Origin of the sequence: Streptomyces sp. GC420, assembly GCF_009916105.1 — a bacterium.
Taxonomy (GTDB): domain Bacteria; phylum Actinomycetota; class Actinomycetes; order Streptomycetales; family Streptomycetaceae; genus Streptomyces.
Genome location: NZ_JAAAXQ010000748.1, coordinates 1 through 1,350, shown reverse-complemented (window position 1 = coordinate 1,350; position 1,350 = coordinate 1). Strand labels below are relative to the sequence as shown.

The window sequence follows — 1,350 nt, the reverse complement described above, 5'->3', positions numbered from 1 at the left end:
CGCCGGACCAGTTCCGTCGGCAGGATCACCGCCGAGGGCGCCTCGCCACCGATCTGCGCGAGCAGCACCCGCACCATCTCGGCGCTGATCCGGTCCCACGGCTGCCGGATGGTGGTCAGGTCCGGCCTGGTCCCGACCGCCGCGGGGGAGTCGTCGAATCCGCCGACCGCGATGTCCTCCGGCACCCGCAGCCCGGCCCGCTGCAGGGCCGTCAGCACACCTTGCGCCATGAGGTCGGAGGCGACGAACACGGCGTCCATGTCCGTTTCCCGGCGCAGCAGTTCCTCGGCGGCCGCCTCCCCGCCGGCCCGGCTGTAGTCACCGGAGACGACGAGCCGCTCGTCCTCCTCGATACCCGCCTCGGCGAGGATCTCCCGGTAGCCGGCGAGCCGCTCGACGCCGCCGGGGGTGTCCAGCGGGCCCGTGACCGTCGCGATGCGACGGCGCCCGGCCCCGATCAGGTGACGCACCATGTCACGGGCGCCGTCCCGGTCGTCGGCGGCCACGTAACTCACCTTCGAGCCCAGCCCTATGGGCTTGCCGCAGGCGACCAGCGGCACCCCGGCGTCCCGCAGGCGCTCCGCGACCGGGTCGCCCGAGTGGCTGGAGACCAGCAGCACCCCGTCGACGTGGCCGGCCGTGATGTACCGCGTGATGCGGCGCCGCTCGTCTTCCGTCCCGGCGATCATCAGAAGCAGCGGGATGTCGTGGTCGGCGAGAGCCTGGGTGCAGCCGCGCAGCAGCACATTGAAGTTGGGGTCCTCGAAGAACCGCTCCTGCGGCTCGGTGAGCAGGAACGCCACGGAGTCCGAGCGGCCCGTGATCAGCGACCGGGCGTGCCGGTTCACTACGTAACCCGTCTTGCGGATGGCGGCGTTGACGGCGTCCTGCGCCGCCGGGCTGACATAGTGCCCGCCGTTGAGCACGCGGGAGACCGTGCCGCGCGAGACACCGGCCTCGCGCGCCACGTCGTGGATCGTCGGCGGCCTGCGGCGCTGTCCCGGACCTGCCCCCGGACCCGGAGAGTTGCTCATGTTCAAGACTTTACGGCGCCGGACAGCAGGTCGAGCGACCAGAAGCGCTGGACGACCAGGAACAGGGCGATGAGCGGGATGATCGCCAGCAGGGCGCCGGTGATGACGAGGGTGTAGAGCGCGGGCTGGTTGCTGCCCTGGGCGAGCAGCGTGTAGAGGCCCAGGGTCATCGGGAACTTCTCGTCGTCGCTGAGCATGATGTACGGCAGCAGGAAGTTGTTCCAGATCGCCACGAACTGGAAGAGGAAGACGGTCACCAGTCCCGGCACCATCATCGGCAGAGCGATCCTGGTGAAGATCCGCCACTCGCCCGCCC

2 protein-coding genes are annotated in these 1,350 nt (G+C 70.6%); both read right to left on the bottom strand.

The window, feature by feature from the left end; all coding sequences use genetic code 11:
- Positions 1 to 1,034, bottom strand: a 1,034-nt coding sequence (locus tag GUY61_RS38355; protein ID WP_166634897.1) for a LacI family DNA-binding transcriptional regulator, incomplete at its 3' end; no start/stop codon positions are given.
- Positions 1,035 to 1,036: 2 nt separating this feature from the next.
- Positions 1,037 to 1,350, bottom strand: a 314-nt coding sequence (locus tag GUY61_RS38350) for an ABC transporter permease subunit (RefSeq protein ID WP_166634896.1), incomplete at its 5' end; no start/stop codon positions are given.